The following is a 17,844-nucleotide window of genomic DNA, read 5'->3' on the forward strand; positions in this document are numbered from 1 at the left end:
ATTTTTGGGTTCGATAGCTATTGCTCCTGATGTACAAGCGAATTGCCTTTTCCCTACTCTTGGTTTGCTGTTGCCAACTTGCCTTTGCGCAGGACAACAAAACGCAAAAGGATACGGCGCGCGTGTACAAGAAAATCCAGGATTATTCGCAGAAACGCGGGTTTACGAAATGGCTTCACGGCTTGATTTTCGAACCGATCGAAGAGCAGAAAAAGACGGCCAAGGTCACGCGACGCAAAGTGGCGAAGATCAACTACAGCCAGTTTGAAGGTAAAATCATCCGAAACATCAAGATTACGACACTCGATCCGTTCGGGTATTCCGAGAAAGACACGGCCGTGAAACCCAGACGGTACTTGTCTAAAGTAGGCAACAGCGTGCACATCAAATCCAAGGCGTTCACGATCAGAAACCTGATCTTGCTCAAGCGCGGGCAACCGCTCGATTCACTTTTGGTGGCCGAGTCCGAACGTTTGATCCGTCGGCAACGTTTTGTACGGCGTGTCGTGGTGAAACCGGTGATGATTTCCCCGAAATCGGATTCTGTCGACATCGACATCCGCGAACTCGATTCCTGGAGTTTGATCCCTGAGTTTTCGGGATCGAGCACCTATGGCGATTTTGAACTGACCGAACGCAACTTCATCGGATTGGGCCATCAGGCATCGGTGAATTATGAGAAGCGATACAACACCGGCGAAGACGCTTACGGCGCGCGATACATCGTTCCGAACATCAAGAATACATACATCAGGACAGATTTCGCCTACGACATCGATACCCGCGGAAATTACACGAAAAGCGTCAATATTGAGCGGCCGTTCTTCTCGCCTTTCGCACGATGGGCCGCCGGTGCGTACGCAGACCAACGCTTCCGATGGGATACGTTGCCCGACATCGCCAACCAGTATGCGCGCCAGAACTTCAAATACAATTCCATCGATTTGTGGGCTGGGCATGCCTATCAGATTTTCCGGGGAAATTCCGAAACCGACCGGACGACCAACCTGATTTCTGCGTTGCGCTACCTCAACGTCGATTATCTGGAAAGCCCAACGCCCGTGTACGACAGCATCAATTTTTACAGCGGCCAGCGGCTGTATCTGGCCGAAATCGGAATTGCTTCGCGGCAGTTCGTGGAAGACAAATACATCTTCAACTACGGCATCGTCGAAGACGTTCCTGTTGGCCGTGTCTTTGGGATTACGGGTGGCTGGCGCGAAAAGAATGACCGTAGCCGCGTGTATGCCGGCGCGCGTGCGGCCTGGGGAAAATACTTCAAATGGGGTTACTTGAATACCAATATCGAACTCGGATCGTTTTTCCATCGCTCATTACGCGACACCGAACAAACGGCGCTGACCTTCGAGACAAGCTACTTTACCAACCTGATCGAATGCGGCACGTGGCGGCTGCGGCAATTTGCGAAAGTCCGCGTTGCGAATGGCGTGAACAGGCTGCCCTCGCGCGGCGACCAACTCACGCTGCAAGGCAATTACGGCATTCCCGGATTTAACCCCGTGGAACAGTTCGGGACGAAGAAATTCGTGGTGAGTTTCCAGACGCAGGGCTATTCGCCATGGAATCTGGCAGGTTTCCGACTCAACCCGTACCTGATTTATACGATTGGATTTTTGGCCGGTCCGGGACAAGGCTTCGGGACGAGCAAGGCGTATTCGCAGGTGGGCGGCGGTTTCATCATCACCAACGACTACTTGGTTTTTAGCTCATTCCAGATTTCATTGGCCTACTATCCGAGTATTCCTGGGTCGGGCACCGATGTGTTCAAGACCAACGCCTTCAGTACCGAGGATTTTTCGCTGAACGATTTCGATATGGCCAAGCCACGGCTCGTGGGCTATGAATAATCTGCGAATGTTGCAATTTTTAACGGCAATCCTATAAGGCCGATTGCGATTGGTTTTCTCAATTTTAGGGTATGTAACCAATAACCCTGAAAAATGAAAAAGTCATTCCTTCTTTTGCTTCTGGCGCTCGCTTCGGTGACAACACCGGCTTTCGCCGACCCAACAGATCCGCCGGCCATGACTGCGGTGACCAGTACTGATGCCGTGGCCGCCCGCGCCGAAATGCTCACGGCACGCCTGGAAGAAATCAAAAGCATGGACAAGTCCAACATGACCCGCGTGGAGCGCAAAGCGCTTCGCAAAGAAGTCAAGGCCATCAAGACCGAACTGGCCACGACCAAGAATGGTGTGTACCTTTCCGTAGGCGCGATCATCATTATCGTCTTGTTGCTGATTTTGCTGTTGTAACCGCAAATGGCGACAACCGTTTTATGAGAAGAGGCTTTGTCCTCTTTTTTTATTTTCCGCAACAAATGATTTGAACAAAAGCCAATCAAACGTTAATCTTCAATATTTAGCCAGATTTGCTAAAAATTATGTAACCGATTCGCCAATAAGTGTAAGACGTTTCTTTGCCGGCGGCTGTAATTTTGGAATATCAAAAGCATTAAAATCCACTGTCATGAAAACACTATACACTTTAATAGCAACTTTGCTTCTTGCGGGCGGTGTTTCGGCCCAGAGTTCTGAGACGACTGACATCCAAACGCAGTTCGCAGACAACAACTCTGTACTGGCCATGGGCGCGCGTTATTACTACTACCCAAACCTTGACGCCTATTATGACTCCAAGGTCAATTTGTACATCTTCGAATCGAACCAACAAAAAGGCACTATCGTAAAAGCCAAGGAAATCCCGTCTGGCTACCGTGGTTATTCGCTGTATAACGGCATCCGCGTCGCGATTACGGATTATGACGGCGACGAACCCTTTTCAAAAATTGAGGAGCACCGCAAAATGTATCCGAAAAAATATACTTCAAGACGCCAGCCGCCGAAGCCAGCCGCTGATAAAAACATCGCACTCAACTAGACAAAAACACTCATTTCGTGTAGTTCAACAGAAAAAAGCCATTTTCATCGATGGTTTTTTTTATGACCATATTTTTCGCGTTAACTTTGCTCCCGAACCAAATATTAAACTGTTTTTTCTTACAAATTCAATAATTTTAACGTTTTTTATCGATATTTTTTGCGTTTTATCGATTTTGTAAAAAATTAAAACCTACTTTTATCCACGCAAACAGATGCAAATCAATAGTTTACGAAAATGTTCATTCGTTCAACCCAAAACGAGAAACATGAAAACAGCGAACTACATTTGGATTGGAATCTTGATGCTCACGCTCCAAACCACCTACGCCCAGAAAGCGCAGCTACCGCAAACCGGTAACGGCGAAACCATCCTGATCAAAGATCCGGTGACCAATTGCTCCTATCGGTATTATTATTATCCGAACCTTTTCGGGTATTACGATGCCCAGAAAAACGAGTACATCCTCAAGATCGATAACCAATGGCAACGCCTCAAGGAAATCCCGAACGGCTACATGGGCTATTCGCTCAACAACAAATTCAACGTGCTCATCACGGATTACGACGACGAAGATGTGACGCAATTCATCAAGGTCCACAAGAAAAAGTACCCGTACAATTTCCACCAGAAACTCAAGCAGGTTTCGTCCAACGAATAGGAATCTCTTAAAAAAGGGTTACAGTCCTTTCGCTCCGGCGACTTATTACTATATTTGAAGCTCTTGCAAAAAACCTGAAATGCAAAAGCTTCATTTTTTTTACCTGCTGGCCTTTTTGACGCTCGCCGCCACGGCCAATGCACAGCAACCCGCCAAGCCCAACGCGACCGAAATCTACAACCAAATCCAGAAACTGAATTTCTTGGGTTCGGTATTGTATGTGGCCGCGCATCCTGACGACGAAAACACACGACTCATTTCGTGGCTGTCCAACAACGTACACGCGCGCACGGGCTATCTTTCCCTGACCCGTGGCGATGGCGGACAAAACCTCATCGGGCCGGAGCTTCGCGAACAATTGGGCGTCATCCGTACGCAGGAATTGATCGAGGCCAGAAAAATAGACGGCGGCCAGCAAATGTTCTCCCGCGCCAATGACTTCGGTTATTCGAAAAACCCGGACGAGACGTTGCAAATCTGGGACAAGGAAAAAGTCTTGGCCGACGTGGTTTGGGCCATCCGCAAATTCAGGCCGGACGTGATCATCAACCGGTTCGATGCGCGATCGCCAGGCACGACGCACGGGCATCACACCGCATCGGCCATGCTCAGCCTGGAAGCCTTCGACAAAGCCGCAGATGCGAAAAGTTACCCTGAGCAACTCCAATATTTTTCAACTTGGCAACCCAAACGGGCTTTCTTCAATACCTCGTGGTGGTTTTACGGCAGTCGTGAGAAATTCGAACAGGCCGACAAATCAAACCTGACCGGACTGTCCATCGGGACGTACTATGCCGGATTGGGAAAATCCAATCAGGAAATCGCGGCACTGAGCCGGAGCCGCCACCAATCGCAAGGATTCGGTTCTACCGGCACACGCGGCGAAGAAACCGAGTACATTGAATTCATCAAAGGCAATCAGGCCAAAGACAAGAACAACTTGTTTGAAGGCATCGACACCAGTTGGAACCGTGTTGCGGGCGGCAAGGAAATCGGCGACATCTTGCTGTCGGTCGCAAAAACGTACGATTTCAATAATCCGTCGGCCAGCATCCCGAAATTGGTGGAAGCCTACAAATTGATCCGGAAACTCGAGGACGATTATTGGCGGAACATCAAATCTGAGGAAATCAAAAACATCATTGCGTCCTGTGCGGGTTTGTATCTCGAAGCCGTCGCGCAACGCCCGGATGCCACGCCCGGAAGCAAAATCAACATCAAACTGGAAGCCGTCAACCGCAGCAACATCAAGATGGCTTGGCCGTCATTCGCGATTTTGCCCGCCGAAAACCCGGAGGCGCAAACCTGGCTGCGCGGCGTACAATCCGATACGTTCCTGCTGGCCAACAACGTCGTGCGCACGGCCGAACAGGAAATCACCATTCCGCAGGACACGCCGTACACGCAACCGTATTGGCTCGCCGAAAAAGGTTCCGTGGGCATGTATCAGGTACCAGACCAGCAAAACATCGGGACACCGGACGTGCTGCGGCAGGGAAAAGTCATCTTCAACATCGAGATCGACGGCGCAACGCTGGATTTCGAGCGCAACATCGTCTACAAATACAACGACGAAGTCAAGGGCGAAGTCTATGAACCGTTTGATATCGTGCCGGACGTGACCACATCGATCGCTGAAAAAGTCATCTTGTTCAACCGCAAAAAAACAAAGACCGTAGCGGTGCGCATCAAGGCCGGACGCGACGCTGTTGCTGGAAACGCCATGCTGGAGTTGCCGGCTGACTGGACGGTTTCGCCCGCACAAATCCCGTTTTCACTCGCCCGCAAAGGCGAAGAAGCGATGGTGTATTTTGAAGTGTCGGCGCCAAAGAGCAATGACGAAATCGTGGCAAAATCGGTAGCCGTTGTCAACGGAAAACGCTACGATCTGGAAAGGACTGATATTGTCTATGGCCACATTTCCAAACAAATGGTGTTGCAACCTTCGCAAGCCCGGTTCCTGAAACTCGACATCAAGACCGGTAATGAAAAAATCGCCTACATCATGGGCGCCGGCGATCAAGTCAATAAAAGCCTCGAACAGATGGGTTACGAAGTGACACTTGTAAAACCAAAAGACATTACACCCGAGAATTTGACGGCTTTCGACGTAATAGTAATCGGCATCAGGGCGTACAATACCGTAGATGAAATGGCACTGAAACAGCCCGTCTTGATGGACGCCGTCCGGCAGGGCAAAACGCTCATCGTGCAATACAACACGACCGATCCGCTCGTGACCAAGGACATTGCGCCCTATCCGCTCAAGATTTCGCGCGACCGCGTCACCGAGGAAAGCGCCGAAGTCCGGTTCCTGGTGCCGCAACACGCGCTTTTGAACACGCCCAATAAAATTACCGCTGAGGATTTCAAAGGCTGGACCCAGGAACAAGGCTTGTACTACCCGAACGAATGGGACAAGGCGTTCACCGCGATCTTGTCGGCCAATGACCGTGGGGAAAAGCCCAAGGACGGCGCGCTGCTGGTGGCCCAATACGGAAAAGGCCACTATATTTACACCGGTTTGAGCTTCTTCCGCGAATTGCCCGAAGGCGTTGCCGGCGCATTCCGGCTGATGGCCAATATGATTTCAATCAAAAACTGATGCTATGCTGCAACGAAAAGTGACCCATTGGAAAAAGAGCTATACGTTCGTGTTGCTCATGAATGCCATCTACATCATGATTTTCTGTTTACTGATGCAAATATTCTCCTGATGCAGCAAATTGACTGGATTGTTTTATCGGTAACACTATTGTCCATTGTCATTTACGGCGTCTGGAAAACACGCGGCAGCCAGAACGTGGAAGACTACATCCTGGGCAACAACGAAACGCCTTGGTATGTCGTGGGGTTGTCGGTCATGGCGACGCAGGCCAGCGCGATTACGTTCCTTTCTACGCCGGGCCAAGCGTATCACGACGGCATGGGCTTCGTGCAATTCTATTTCGGGTTGCCGATCGCGATGGTCATCATCAGCCTGACATTCATCCCGATTTACCACCGGCTCAAAGTGTTTACGGCGTATGAATACCTCGAACAGCGGTTTGATTTGAAGACGCGCTCGCTGGCGGCCATCTTGTTTCTCGTGCAGCGCGGCCTGGGAACGGGTTTGACGATTTATGCGCCATCCATCATCTTATCATCCATCCTGGGCTGGAACCTGACGCTGCTCAACGTCGTCATCGGCATATTGGTGATCATCTATACGTTTTCGGGTGGAACGAAAGCCGTAAACGTGACGCAAAAACAGCAGATGTTCGTGATCATGTCGGGCATGTTCGTGGCGTTCTTCCTGATTTTACACTATTTGCCGAACGACATGACGTTTTCCAACGCGATGCACATTGCGGGCGCGAACGGCAAAATGGACATTGTCGATTTTTCGTTCAACCCTGAAGAACGCTATACGTTTTGGAGTGGCATCACTGGCGGTTTCTTTTTGGCCCTCGCCTATTTCGGGACAGACCAATCCCAGGTTGGCCGTTACCTGTCGGGGAAATCCATACGCGAAAGCCAAATGGGTTTGATCATGAACGGCTTCCTGAAAGTGCCGATGCAATTCTTCATCCTGCTCATTGGCGTGATGGTTTTCGTTTTCTTCCAATTCAATTCGGTACCGCTGAATTTTAACCCGAACAACAAGATCCTGGTGGAAAAGTCGGCGTACAAAGCCCAATACCAAAAGCTTGAACAGCAACTGGCCACGCTTTCGGAAGAGAAAAAAGAATACAACCTGCTCTATATCGACCACCTGAACCAGAATTACGACAACCCGATTTTGCGGCGGCAACTCGTGGCGCTTTCGAGCAAGGAAAAAGACCTGCGGGAACAGGCGCGCGACATTATCGGCAAAGTGGATGCGAAGGCCGAAAAGAACGATAAGGATTACGTGTTCATCCATTTCATCCTGAACTATCTGCCGCAAGGTTTGATTGGGCTTCTGCTGGCCGTGATTTTATCGGCGGCGATGTCTTCTTCGGCTTCCGGGCTGAACGCGCTCGCATCGACCACGGCCATAGACATTTACCGGCGCAACCTGAAAGTGGAGAAATCCGAAAAACACTACGTCAATGCCACGCGTTTCTTTACGTTGGTCTGGGGCATCATCGCGATTTTGTTCGCCTGTGTAGGAACGCTCTTCGAAAACCTGATCCAACTCGTGAACATCGTCGGGTCAATCTTCTACGGTACCGTACTCGGGATTTTCCTGGTCGGATTCTATGTGAAATATGTCCAGGCGCGGGCGATGTTCTGGGCGGCGCTCATCACCCAGACCGTGGTTTTGGTGATTTACTATTTCGCGATCCACATTTACCCGACCGGCGAGGAAAAACTGGGTTACTTGTGGTTGAATTTCATCGGGGCGATGCTAGCCATTGTGCTTTCTGCGATCTTCCAGGCGACGATTTTCCGGCAAGACCGATTGCTCATCAATGAAAACGCAGATGGAAATCCGTAAGGCGACAACAGACGATTTGCCCGACATCATGGACGTTATTGATCTGGCCCGAACCATCATGCGCGAAACCGGAAACGCGACCCAATGGGCCAACGGCTATCCGTCGGTGGAAACCATTCAGGATGACATCGCGCAAGGATGTGGTTTTATTTGTGCTACCGATGCCATCGTCGGTTATTTTTTCTTCCGTCATGGCGCGCACCCCGAACCAACTTACACCCATATTGAAGGCCGATGGCTTAATGACGAACCTTATGGCGTCATCCACAGGCTGGCTTCCGGACGGAAAGCGAAAGGCATCGCGCAGGCCGCCTTCGATTTTGCATTTTCGCTGGTGGAAAACGTCCGGGTCGATACGCACGCCGACAACCTGCCGATGCAAAACTTCCTCGTGAAAAACGGTTTTTCGTATTGCGGCGTCATCTACGTAAACGATGGCACGCCACGCGACGCTTTCCAGAAGCGCCAATAAAAAAGCCGCAGGAAAACCCACGGCTACTTTTTCAATACGACATTTCGGTCGGTTATTTCTTTCCCCATTCTGCGATGCTGTCGCGGTTCATCTTGACATAGTCGCCATTGTTGGCTTTTTCGGCACCGGCGAGCGAGAGTTTCGCGGTTTCGATGGCGCCTTTCTTGTCGCCCAACTTGGCTTGGATCAAGGATTTTTGACGCAGGTACCAAAATGGTTTGTCCTTGTCTTTGTTGAGTTCGACTGCCTTGTTGACATAGGTCAGCGCTTTGTTCAGGTCGCCGTTGGATTGATACAGGTATTGCGCCGAAGAAAAATAATCGCGCTCCGTAGCCGATCCGCCGGACAATGTAGTTTCGATGGATGCCAAAGCCACTTTCGAAGTGGGGACATCGAATTTGATGGACACCATCGTGCGTTCCCAGGAAATGTCGATACTGCCAGAATCGTTGCTCAGCGTTCCAATACCGATGGTGAAAGTTTCCACCGGATGGTTGAGCATGATGGTTTTGGCGTTGGTCTTGAGCGCGACATCGGCGTCGTTCCAGGTTTCTGGCGTGCCCCAATTGTCGGTTTTGCTGTAGAAATACACATCCCAACTTTCGGCTTTCGGGTTGACGAACAAGGCGTACTTGCCTTTGGCAAGGGTTTTTCCTTCGATGGTAACGTCTTCTGAGAATGAAATCGTGGTGTTGGCGTTGGCCCCGGCGCGCCATACTTTCCCGAACGGGACGAGATCGCCAAAAACGGTACGGCCTTTCGCACTCGGGCGCGAATACACGACCTCAACATCGGTGAGGCCAACCACTTGATCTACTGTGGCTTTGGGGCTTGGCGCAGGCGTTTTGACTTGCGCGTTGAGTGAAAATGCTGCCATGACAGCACAAGCAATCCATATTTTCTTCATGATTAATAAGTTTAGTGAAGCTTCAAATGTACGAAATACATCTAAAAAATCGGTTATGGAAACGCAATTAAAACCTAAATTTGTTTAACTTTTAATCAATATCATTAAACGTTTTTGTATTTTTACCGAAACGAAAATTATGGCCCTGCATACTTTAAAAGCCGTCCAAACGATTCCAGCGCCGATTGACAAAGTCTGGGAATTTATATCCGATCCAAAAAATCTTGCCGTCATCACGCCGCCCGATATGGGCTTCAAGACGCTTTCCGGCGATGACCGGAAAATGTTCGCTGGGCAAGTCATCCACTACCATGTCTCGCCTTTGCTGGGCATCAAGATAGAATGGGTTACCGAAATCACGCACGTCGCGCCACGTGAATTTTTTGTGGACGAGCAGCGTTTCGGGCCGTACGCATTCTGGCACCACAAACACTTCGTCAAGGAAACGGCGGCCGGGACCGAAATGGAAGACGTCATCCATTACAAATTGCCGTTCGGCTTTTTGGGCAACCTGCTCCACCCGATCGTGGTAAAACCCAAACTGGAAAAAATATTTGCGTTCCGTCGCCAAAAACTCATTGAACTCTTCGGCGAATGAAAGCGCAACCCATTAACATCTTTTGGTTCCGGCGCGATTTGCGGACGGATGATAACGCGGCACTATTCCATGCATTGCATGACAAATTGCCCGTGCTGCCGATCTTCATCTTCGACAAAAACATCTTGTCTGAACTGCCCAAAGACGATGCGCGCGTGACATTCATTTACGGATTACTCTCCGGCATCAACGAAACCTTGAAAAACCACGGTTCATCGTTGGCGGTATTTTTCGACGAACCCGAAACCGTATTCCGAAAATTGGCCGCCACGCACAACGTCCAAACCGTCTATACCAATCACGATTACGAACCGTACGCACGGCAGCGCGACAAAGCGATCAACCAAATCCTCAAGGAAAACAATGTGGCATTCAAGACGTGCAAAGACCAAGTGATTTTTGAAAAGGACGACATTGTCAAGGACGACGGCAAACCCTATGTGGTTTATACGCCTTACAGCAACCGCTGGCAGGAACATTTCGGGAAGATGACGTTGGCGCATTACCCGTCTGAAACGCTACTCGGAAATGTGGCACGACATGATTTCCCTTTTTTGACGCTGGCCGACATCGGGTTCGGCGCATCGGCCGTCAAAGTCCCGGCTTTCAATACCGCGAAAGACTTGATCGACCAATATGAAAACACCCGGAATTTCCCATGGCTCGACAAGACTTCGCACTTGAGCCCGCATTTGCGTTTTGGTTCGGTGAGCATCCGGAACATTGTGGCCGCCGCGGCCAAAAGCAGCAACAAAACGTTTCTGAAAGAACTGATCTGGCGGGAATTCTTCATGCAGATTTTGTGGCATTTCCCGCATACCGTCACCAAAAGTTTCCGCCCGGTGTACGATGACATCAAATGGCGCTACGACGAATCCGATTTCAAGAAATGGTGCGCCGGACAAACCGGTTACCCAATTGTGGATGCGGGCATGCGGCAACTCAACCAAACCGGCCGCATGCACAACCGCGTACGCATGATCGTGGCGAGTTTCCTGTGTAAACATCTATTGATTGATTGGCGCCGGGGCGAAGCCTATTTCGCGGAGAAATTACTCGATTATGAACAATCGGCCAACGTCGGGAACTGGCAATGGGCTGCCGGAAGCGGTGTGGATGCCGCGCCGTATTTCAGGATTTTCAACCCGGAGGAACAACAAAAGAAATTCGACAAGGAACTGAAATACATCAAGAAATGGGTTCCGGAATTCGGTACGGAAAATTATCCGAAACCGATGGTGGATCATAAAATGGCGCGGGAACGTTGCCTGCAAGTGTATAAGGAAGCGGTGGCCTGATCACCAAAGCGAATGGACAATGGAATAATCCAATTCGTCGAAGTGTTTGACAACCTTATCGGCCAGCGAATAGTCCTGCAGTTTTGAATTCACGCTGTCATATCCAATCGTATAGATGCCGGCGGCTTTGGCTGCCCTAATGCCGTTCGTGGAGTCTTCGATGACCACGCAACTGTCAGCCGATTCGCCAGACAACCTTACGGCCTCGATGAAAATGGCAGGATCGGGTTTCGACTTCGGGAAGTCCTCGCCACTGACGATGTGGGAAAAATAGGGATACAATCCGAATCTCCTGAAAATACGGTCGATCGTGACTTTGGCCGACGACGACGCCAAAATGAGTTGCATCCCGTTGGCATGCAGATCTTTGATTAAAGGTTCGACGCCTTCCAGCAAAAACAAATCTTCTTTGGTGTCGAAAGCCTCGTTGAACAAGGCGCGCTTGATGTCGATGAGCTTTTCAACTTCTTCCTCCAAGGCAAACCACTCTTTCAGTTTCTGGTAAACATTGCGGGTGGAATTTCCGGTAAAAGTGGCGTACATCTCATCGGGCACCACGATATTGAGCGCCTTGAAGTGTTGTTGGTATGCGTGGTAATGGACCGGTTCGGTATCGACGATGACACCGTCCATGTCAAAAATTACAGTGTTTTTCATGGGTTTGTCAAATATCAAATGCCGAAAAAAGTGCAAGGCAACGGCTAATCATCGTTCGACATTCTACCTTCGACATTCGACTTCAGTAAATACCGGATGACCGTTTCGGCGCAATACAATCCGAACAATCCTGGCATATAGCTGCACGTGCCGTAAAACGATTTCTTGAAATTCTGCCCATCGGTCATGCGCAGGCTGCCTTCTTTCTGGATTTCGGTCGAATAAACCGCCTTAACGCCTTTCTGGACGTGCATTTTACGAAGTCTTTTGCGGACGGCCGTGGCCAAGTGACAGTTGTTGGTCTTGCTGATATCGGAAACTTTTACTTTGGACGCATCGAGCTTTCCGCCCGCGCCCATAGACGAAACCACTTTGATTTTCTTGTCGCGCGCCGATTTGATCAGGTTAAGCTTCGGGGTAATGCTGTCGATGCAATCCACGACATAGTCGAATTCTGTGGTAACCAATTCGTAGGCGCGTTCCGGCGACAGGAATTCCTTGATTCGGGTCAGTTTCAGCTCCGGGTTGATGTCCTGCAAACGGTCGCCGACGACATCGACTTTAGACATGCCTACCGTGGAATGCAGCGCAGGCAACTGGCGGTTGATGTTGGTAATGTCAACCACATCGCCATCTACGATGGTCATCTTGCCGACGCCTGCCCGGGCAATGAATTCGGCAGCGAATGAGCCCACGCCGCCCATGCCTACGACCAGGATGTTGGAATTTTTAAGTTTTTCGAGTCCTTCGGTGGTAAAGAGCAATTCCGCCCTTTCGGTCCATTCAGCCATTTTTCAGTTATTAGTGATTAGTTGCTAGTGGCTAGATAATTTCAGTTTAAAGACAGTTCTATAATTTTCGCTTGTAATTTCCTGCAGTGCATCCAACGAAATCCCTTTGTATTTCGCGGCAATTTCGTAGACGTCACGGATGGTTTCGTCGATCATGTCGGTTTCCAGGAAAAATTTGTCATTCGGGACCGATTGAAAAACCGACTCCAACTCCGGATTCCGCAGCAAGTATTTCCCGAACGAAAGGTAAAAACCGTTGTCGAGCAGCGACTGCGCAACCTGTGTGTTCTTTGAAAAACCGTGGATGATCATCGGGACGGAAATACTCAATTTCTTCTTGATGTCAATGGTTTCCTGATAAGCGGCGACACAGTGGATGACCACGGGTTTTTGGTGTTTCTCGGCCAACTGCAGCTGTCGTTCGAATACTGGAATCTGCTCTGCCATCGGGGTTTCGATACGTTTATCCAATCCACATTCGCCTACCGCAAGGCATTTATTATCAGAGAGTTTTACCTCTATGACTTCAAAGTCTTGTTCAAGCCGTTCCGGCACGATGCGCCACGGATGGATGCCTACGGAAAACTGTGGTATCGACGCGTCGAACTCGTCCGGATATTGGTTGACCAACTCTAGGACTTCGGGATCATTGCTGAACCGATGTGTATGCAGGTTGAAATACATCAGTCGTGGAATTTCTTTACGCCGGCGCGGATGGCTACGCTTAATACGTTGTCTTGCGGCACGGCCGGACAGGAGTACTTGTGGTTGTAGGCGCAATAGGGATTGTACGCCTGGTTGAAATCGATGGCGATGAGGTTTTCTTTTGGTATGCGCAAGTCGATGTAACGGCCGCCGAGGTAGGTTTCTTCGCCGTTTGTTAAATCTGAAAAAGGTAGAAATAGATAGTCTTCATAGCCTTCTTTATTCCTCAAATCCATACTGCGATACACATTGAGCCTACACGGTTTGCCATCGATCTTGAAATGGACTTCCCCGTATTTCTCATACATCGGAAGCCGCGCCGTGGAGGTTTTCATGGCGAATGGCTTTTCATTTTCGGTCCGGACAAATTCGGCGACGACGAAATACTTGGCGTCAATCGGAAAAAAGGGATGCCCTTTGAACTGCTTCCGGTCTTCGGGTAAGAGCGGGCTTTCTTTTTCATCCTGGTATTCCTTGTTGAGTTGTTGCTGGAAATTCTCGCTGGCCAGGCGGTCAAATTGCGGTTGCGCAAGCGCCGGCAAGCCCATCATGAAAAGGAATATGCTGCGAAGATTCATCTTGCAAAAATAGCGAAAATGAAATTGGCGGATGTAGCAGGAAATGAGATTAGGGAATATTTTAGGTAGACCTCTGAGGTTTTAAAAACCTCAGAGGTCTACGCCGCAACCCTAAACTTGTTACCTTTGCCCAAAATTGCTGGCCACCTGCCAAATTCCATGATCAAAACCGCATCAAAACGTTACATCAATAACTTCAAGGGGTTTTCCCGCGAAATCTGGATCTTGGCCATCGTGACGCTCATCAACCGGGCGGGCACGATGGTCTTGCCGTTCCTGTCAAAATACCTCAAGGAAGACCTGCATTTTTCGCTGGGCGAAGTGGGCTGGATCATGGTAAGCTTCGGTTGCGGTTCCATGCTGGGTTCGTGGCTCGGCGGCAAACTGGCCGATAAAGTTGGGTTCTACAAAATCATGATTTTCAGTTTGTTCACCAGCGGGCTCATGTTCTTCGGCCTGCAATACATCACGTCGTTCTGGGGATTGTGTTTCGGGATGTTCGCCATCATGACCGTGGCCGATATGTTCCGCCCCGCAATGTTTGTTTCCGTCGGCGCGTATGCAACACCTGAAACCCGGACGCGCGCCATGACCTTGATTCGGTTGGCGGTAAACCTAGGCTTCGGCCTTGGCCCGGCCGTGGGCGGATTGATCATCATGGCCATTGGCTACAAAGGATTGTTCTGGGTAGACGGCGCCACATGCATCACAGCGATTGTGATTTTCTGGATCATGGTCAAGGAAAAAACCAAATCGCCCTACATCGACAAAAAGCATCCGGACGAAATCCTGACCCATTCAGTATTGCACGACAAACCGTTCTGGATTTTTCTCTTTACGTGTTTTGCCACGGCGATGATTTTCTTCCAGCTATTTACCACGCTGCCATTGTATCACCACGATCAGTTTGGCCTGACCGAATTCCAGACCGGACTGTTCATGACCACGAACGGTGTAATGATATTCTTTCTGGAAATGCCGCTGGTAAGCGTTTTTGAACGCAAGAACGTCCATAAAGTAAAGATCATATTGGCCGGATCCATCCTAATGGCGGTTGCGTTCTTCGTGCTCATGCTCGATTTTTGGATTGGGTCGCTTATCATTAGCTTGCTACTATTGACCGTCGGGGAAATGTTTGCGTTTCCTTTTTCAAACGCCTTCGCCATTGGGCGTGCGCCGAAAGGCCACGAAGGCCGATATATGGCATTGTATACCATGAGTTTCAGCCTGGCGCACATCACCAGTTCAAAAATCGGGATGGAAATCATTGACCGATTTGGCTACCGCGCCAACTGGCTTTTCATGGGTATTTTGGGCATCATTGCAGCATTGGCGGCACTTTACCTCTACAACTTTTTACACCGCGAACCCAAAAAAACTTAAATTTTAGTTAAATAACTAATTTTATAGTTTGTCAACTAAATTTATAGTTGTACGTTTGACCTGAGTTAGGTTAGGATTTGAATGGGTTTGGTAACGTACGCTGAGCCAAACCCTTACTACTAATTAACCAAACGTTTTGACTGTACGGTCACCGGGTTCGGTCATATCGTCATCATTGTTTTATTACAAATTTTCAATTGATCCTCATGCAAAAGCTCACTAACAAAGAAGAAGAAATCATGCACATTTTATGGAAGCTGAAAAAGGCTTTCGTAAAAGACATCCTGGCCGAGATTACCGAGGACCAGCCACATTACAACACGCTTTCGACGATTGTCCGCAATCTGGAGGAAAAAGGCTACGTATCGCATACGGCTTACGGCAACACGCACCAATACTTCCCGATTGTAAAGATCGAGGATTACCGCAAACAGTTCATGGATACGGCTATCGGGAATTTCTTCGGGAGTTCGTATAAGAATGTCGTGTCTTTCTTCGCCAAGGAAGAAAAGATTACGGCCGAGGAACTCCGGGAAATCTTAGCGCTCATCGAAAAAAAGGAATAGTATGGAAACACTTGCGGTTTACCTCTTGAAATCGAGTGCGTTGCTGGCATTGTTCTTCGCGGCGTATCACTTGCTGCTCCGCAAAGAGACATTCTTTAAAAGCAACCGATGGTATTTGTTGCTGGGTTTGGTGACCTCGGTTTTGTTGCCACTCGTGACATTTCGGAAAATCATCTGGATTGATCCGTTGCCGCAAAACATGGATTGGTCTGGCGGGCCGCTGGTGATGATGCCCGTAGTGGAAGAAACGACACTCGCCATTGACTGGCCGCTGATTCTCTGCGGGTTGTACGTACTCGGGCTGACGGCGTTCCTGCTCAATTTCACCTTGGATTTCTACGCCTTGCGACGCGCGCTTTCAGGGCAAAAAATGTTCAGGCAAGAAGATTATAAGTTCGTGGACACGTCCGAAAACGTAGCGCCTTTCTCCTACTTCAACTACATCGTGTACAACTCATCACTGTACACCGAGACGGAGCTGGCCAACATCATTGCGCACGAAAAAGTGCATAGCAGCCAAAACCATACGATGGATGTATTGTTCGCGCGGGCATTCTGCATCGTGTTTTGGTTCAATCCTTTCGTGTGGCTGTACAAAAAGGCGATGTTGCAAAACTTGGAATTCATTGCCGATGCCGAGGCCGTGCGGTTTGTGAACGACAAGAAATCCTATCAAATCACGCTGTTGAAAGTTACCGCACACGAAAATTGTGTGGACATTACCAATCATTTTTATCAATCATTAATCAAAAAACGAATCGTTATGTTGAACAAAAATCAATCGAAGAAAAGCAGTTCCTGGAAGTATTTCCTGATTGTTCCGGCGCTGGTGGCTTTCCTGTTGTATTTCCAAGTAAAAGTCGTGGCACAGGAACGCGAAGTCACCGAAAGCATGCTCCAGCATGAAACACAATTGATCGTAGACAAGAACTCCTCGGACGCAGACCTCAAGCGCCAAGCCGAACGCATCAAGAAAGAACACGGCGTCACCCTGAAATTCTCAAAGGTAAAACGGAACAGCCAAGGTGAAATCACGTGCATCAAGGCCACGTATAAAGACGCCAACGGGCAAAAAGGAACCACACAAGTCAGCGGCAACGAACCGATCCAACCCTTTCGTTTTTACAAGAAAGACGACGGCGCGATGGGTTTTGGCACCGGACGCGGCAACAACATCAGGATTGCAAGTGCTGGAAGACATTTTGCGCCTGGGCCTGGAGATGATTTTGTATTCTCGTTCGGCGGTGACGACGATATAGACATAGAAATCCCGGAAGCGCCGGAAGCACCGGAATGGCCGGGAGTACCGGAATGGCCGGAAGCGCCGCATCCATCCGACAGTTTGTTCTTTCCATCAGGTAAGAACCTCGCTTGCGTGATGCCGAGAGGAAAAAGCGTCGTCATAAGAGACAAAGATGGTAAAAAGACCGTAGTCGTAGATGGTAAAGTCATGACGGGTGCCGACGCCGAAAAAGTGATTGCAGGCATGGAACCGATCATCATCAATGGTGAAGACGTATTAAAAAAAGGCGGTACATACACGTACTCCTATTCTGACGACGACCGCGCGATAGTAATCGATGCGGAACGAATCAGCGCCGATGCCATGAAAAGAGCACATGCTGCCATGGAAAAAGCCGGCCCAAAAATGGACGAAGCGCGCGCCAAGATTGAAAAGAAATTGGCCGAAATGGACACCAAGCGCAATCAAATGCAGAAAGGCCGCGATGAAGAAATGCGTCAAGCCCGCGAGGAAATGGAAAAAGCCCGGGAAGAATTGGCCAAAGCGAAAGCCGAACTTGAAAAAGCCCGCGCCGAAATGAAAGCGGAAATCGCCAAGGAAAAAGCGAAAGCCAAAAAATAAG

The 17,844-nt window shown here is 49.4% G+C and carries 17 protein-coding genes; 12 read left to right on the forward strand and 5 right to left on the reverse strand.

Features of this window, described 5'->3' with window-relative positions; translation table 11 throughout:
- Positions 1 to 29 precede the first annotated feature (29 nt).
- From ACM9J1_RS10000 to ACM9J1_RS10030, 7 genes are all read left to right on the forward strand, one after another.
- Entirely contained in the window at positions 30 to 1,868 is a 1,839-nt protein-coding gene (locus tag ACM9J1_RS10000) for a BamA/TamA family outer membrane protein (RefSeq protein WP_415581898.1), read from the forward strand.
- Between the two features lie 93 nt (positions 1,869 to 1,961).
- A complete protein-coding gene (locus ACM9J1_RS10005) occupies positions 1,962 to 2,276 on the forward strand; it encodes a hypothetical protein (protein ID WP_415581899.1) in 315 nt (104 codons plus the stop codon).
- 214 nt (positions 2,277 to 2,490) lie between these two features.
- Positions 2,491 to 2,901, forward strand: coding sequence for a hypothetical protein (locus ACM9J1_RS10010; RefSeq protein WP_415581900.1), 411 nt, complete (start codon positions 2,491 to 2,493; stop codon positions 2,899 to 2,901).
- Positions 2,902 to 3,169: 268 nt separating this feature from the next.
- Positions 3,170 to 3,562, forward strand: a complete 393-nt coding sequence (locus ACM9J1_RS10015) for a hypothetical protein (protein ID WP_415581901.1) — start codon at positions 3,170 to 3,172, stop codon at positions 3,560 to 3,562.
- A gap of 79 nt (positions 3,563 to 3,641) precedes the next feature.
- Positions 3,642 to 6,167: a PIG-L family deacetylase gene (locus tag ACM9J1_RS10020; RefSeq protein ID WP_415581902.1), complete on the forward strand. Its 2,526-nt coding sequence runs from the start codon at positions 3,642 to 3,644 to the stop codon at positions 6,165 to 6,167.
- A 111-nt stretch (positions 6,168 to 6,278) separates the two neighbouring features.
- The gene (locus tag ACM9J1_RS10025) at positions 6,279 to 8,024 is read left to right on the forward strand and encodes a sodium:solute symporter family protein (protein WP_415581903.1); all 1,746 of its coding nucleotides are present in this window, start codon (positions 6,279 to 6,281) and stop codon (positions 8,022 to 8,024) included.
- A complete protein-coding gene (locus tag ACM9J1_RS10030; protein WP_415581904.1) occupies positions 8,011 to 8,496 on the forward strand; it encodes a GNAT family N-acetyltransferase in 486 nt (161 codons plus the stop codon). Before ACM9J1_RS10025 ends, ACM9J1_RS10030 begins: the two co-directional genes overlap by 14 nt.
- A gap of 52 nt (positions 8,497 to 8,548) precedes the next feature.
- On the opposite strand, the gene ACM9J1_RS10035 is transcribed toward ACM9J1_RS10030, so the two are convergent.
- On the reverse strand, positions 8,549 to 9,403 hold the full coding sequence (locus ACM9J1_RS10035; protein ID WP_415581905.1) for a DUF2911 domain-containing protein: 855 nt from the start codon (positions 9,401 to 9,403) through the stop codon (positions 8,549 to 8,551).
- A gap of 139 nt (positions 9,404 to 9,542) precedes the next feature.
- Between ACM9J1_RS10035 and ACM9J1_RS10040 the strand changes: the two genes are divergently transcribed.
- Together ACM9J1_RS10040 and ACM9J1_RS10045 are read left to right on the forward strand one after the other, a co-directional pair.
- A complete protein-coding gene (locus ACM9J1_RS10040) occupies positions 9,543 to 10,001 on the forward strand; it encodes an SRPBCC family protein (protein WP_415581906.1) in 459 nt (152 codons plus the stop codon).
- Positions 9,998 to 11,299 carry a cryptochrome/photolyase family protein gene (locus ACM9J1_RS10045; RefSeq protein ID WP_415581907.1) on the forward strand — a complete coding sequence of 434 codons (1,302 nt, stop codon included), beginning with the start codon at positions 9,998 to 10,000 and terminating at the stop codon, positions 11,297 to 11,299. Before ACM9J1_RS10040 ends, ACM9J1_RS10045 begins: the two co-directional genes overlap by 4 nt.
- Here the strand turns inward: ACM9J1_RS10045 and ACM9J1_RS10050 are convergent, their stop codons facing one another.
- From ACM9J1_RS10050 to ACM9J1_RS10065, 4 genes are read right to left on the reverse strand one after another with little or no spacing between them, the layout of a single operon-like run.
- Positions 11,300 to 11,956, reverse strand: coding sequence for an HAD family hydrolase (locus ACM9J1_RS10050; protein ID WP_415581908.1), 657 nt, complete (start codon positions 11,954 to 11,956; stop codon positions 11,300 to 11,302).
- Between the two features lie 44 nt (positions 11,957 to 12,000).
- Positions 12,001 to 12,747: a tRNA threonylcarbamoyladenosine dehydratase gene (locus tag ACM9J1_RS10055; protein ID WP_415581909.1), complete on the reverse strand. Its 747-nt coding sequence runs from the start codon at positions 12,745 to 12,747 to the stop codon at positions 12,001 to 12,003.
- Between the two features lie 24 nt (positions 12,748 to 12,771).
- Positions 12,772 to 13,434, reverse strand: coding sequence for a TatD family hydrolase (locus ACM9J1_RS10060; protein ID WP_415582114.1), 663 nt, complete (start codon positions 13,432 to 13,434; stop codon positions 12,772 to 12,774).
- On the reverse strand, positions 13,431 to 14,030 hold the full coding sequence (locus ACM9J1_RS10065) for a DUF1684 domain-containing protein (RefSeq protein ID WP_415581910.1): 600 nt from the start codon (positions 14,028 to 14,030) through the stop codon (positions 13,431 to 13,433). The genes ACM9J1_RS10060 and ACM9J1_RS10065 overlap by 4 nt, the downstream gene beginning before the upstream one ends.
- Before the next feature lie 159 nt (positions 14,031 to 14,189).
- On the opposite strand from ACM9J1_RS10065, the gene ACM9J1_RS10070 reads away from it, so the two are divergent.
- From ACM9J1_RS10070 to ACM9J1_RS10080, 3 genes are all read left to right on the forward strand, one after another.
- Complete coding sequence (locus ACM9J1_RS10070) at positions 14,190 to 15,413, forward strand: MDR family MFS transporter (protein WP_415581911.1); 1,224 nt, start codon at positions 14,190 to 14,192, stop codon at positions 15,411 to 15,413.
- A 206-nt stretch (positions 15,414 to 15,619) separates the two neighbouring features.
- Positions 15,620 to 15,979 (forward strand): BlaI/MecI/CopY family transcriptional regulator, encoded by a 360-nt coding sequence (locus ACM9J1_RS10075; RefSeq protein WP_415581912.1) that lies wholly within the window; start codon positions 15,620 to 15,622, stop codon positions 15,977 to 15,979.
- A gap of 1 nt (position 15,980) precedes the next feature.
- Positions 15,981 to 17,843, forward strand: a complete 1,863-nt coding sequence (locus ACM9J1_RS10080) for a M56 family metallopeptidase (RefSeq protein ID WP_415581913.1) — start codon at positions 15,981 to 15,983, stop codon at positions 17,841 to 17,843.
- The last annotated feature ends 1 nt before the right edge of the window (position 17,844 follow it).

It is taken from the genome of Flavobacterium longum (genome assembly GCF_965137575.1).
In the GTDB taxonomy this organism is placed as follows: domain Bacteria; phylum Bacteroidota; class Bacteroidia; order Flavobacteriales; family Flavobacteriaceae; genus Flavobacterium; species Flavobacterium longum.